This window comes from Bartonella sp. ML69XJBT, assembly GCF_028618515.1.
Classification (GTDB): Bacteria; Pseudomonadota; Alphaproteobacteria; order Rhizobiales; family Rhizobiaceae; genus Bartonella.
The window spans coordinates 1-1,804 of the sequence record NZ_JAQITB010000102.1 but is presented as its reverse complement, the minus strand read 5'-3'; the positions used below and the strand labels follow the sequence as shown (position 1 = coordinate 1,804).

Genomic DNA, 1,804 nt, shown 5'->3' with positions numbered 1-1,804 from the left:
CAAAGGGTTATTACCGTAAGTTTAGAGACAATGAAGATTGTTAAGAACCTACCAAAATTAGAAATTAAAGAAACTGAATAAGCTTATAAGACCTTATAACTCATAAGGGGTATAGAATATAGCTATACCTCTTTTGTAAGTTAATTAGATACAATCTTAAAAGGAATAATTTATCATGCGTTCTTCTAAAAAGATCATTTGCACTTTTAAACACTGTCATTTGGATTGCCTTTAAAAGATTACACCGTAATCTCAAATGATAGCTTTATAGCTTTCAAAAAACTTCTTTAAAGAGAGTTTTATATCTTCATTTTGCTTATAGGTTTTGTCTGTTTTAAAAACCCCCAAAACCTCTAAAACCTCTAAAACCTCTAAAACTCATAACCATAAGAGCCTTGATCGCATAGCTTATGATTATAACTGTCTTTTGAAAGGCTTTAAGAGATCACATGCTTCTTTCATAAAGCACGTTTTAATCACTCACTAAAATGATCACTTTTGTCAGTTCAATTTACTGACAGATAACTGACAAATATATATTATTGATTGAATTTATAGGTTGTATTTTAATAAGGGTTGTACCATTAAAATGCTAACATATTGAAATATAATGTTTTTAAATTTCTCTCATTTGAAAAAAATAATAGAGGATCTAAAAAGAACTGACTAAACTGACAAAAATGACAAAAGTCTATTAAAAGGGATTTTGCTAATCTCTATAAATATCAATCTCTCTTTAAATGTTTTCATAACAGTCTATAAATCACAATTATCCTATTTATCATTTCTCTTATGAAAAGGGAAAATGATGCGGTGGCTATAAAGAAGATAACAGCTATAAAGCACGCGTGAAAAAAGCAGGCTTTCATAATCACAATGCAAATGAAATCATTTGTTATAAAGACAGTCCCTATAAAAGCTATTAAGTTGAAAATGTATTATAAAAGAAATTAACAGAAATCTTTAAAAACCATTTAGTAAAAAAACATGATAGGTTATAAAGATAAAAATACGCATCATGAGAGCGTTTCTCAATATTATAAATGTATAGATTCAGAAAATAACGCAATCGTTTTATAATGCCCATAATATAGCTTTAAAGGCACATAATACAAAAGAAGCAATTAATAAGCATATGATAAATATATACACACAATGCATTTAAAAAAATCATAAAAATATCAAAAAAGTGCATAAATTAATTGACAATAAATACGTATTTTGTTATATAAATAATCAAGTGATCAAAACACTAAACATGTAGCGAAAAGGTTGCGATAAACCTAATCCTGTTATAAATACTGACTATCTTTTATGCTTTTATTGGCATATATGATGATTTTGTCGGGTGTGCTTACACCATACAATACCCTTATGGGAAAAGTGTAAGCAACGGACTACATGCCGTGTTTTGAACGCCCGGCGCCCTTATGGGCTGTCAATTTCAAAACTCTAAATCATGTAGGATATATTAGTATGAAAACTCTATCAAAAAACACCCCCGTTATTTCTAACATTTCAAATGAAACCGCATCTAATAATAAACAAGAGCCTGCAAAAAAATACGAATTTATTGATGATTGTGAATATATCGATGGTCATTTCTTAAAGCGAATTAGAGCTTTAAGAGATTTTGGTGATGTCAAAAAAGGCGATTTAGGTGGCTATATTGAAAATGAAGATAACCTCTCTCATGAGGGTAATTGCTGGGTGTATGATAAAGCACGCGTCTTTCAAAACGCTCGGGTTTCTGAGAATGCAAAAGTAAAGGGCTTTTTTGTTGACGTCTATGGCGATGCTAAAA

General features: G+C 29.8%; 1 pseudogene. It reads left to right on the top strand.

The features are described 5' to 3' along the window. Positions 1 to 1,476: 1,476 nt before the first annotated feature. Positions 1,477 to 1,804: pseudogene (locus PVV68_RS10285) on the top strand (hypothetical protein); the annotation flags it as partial.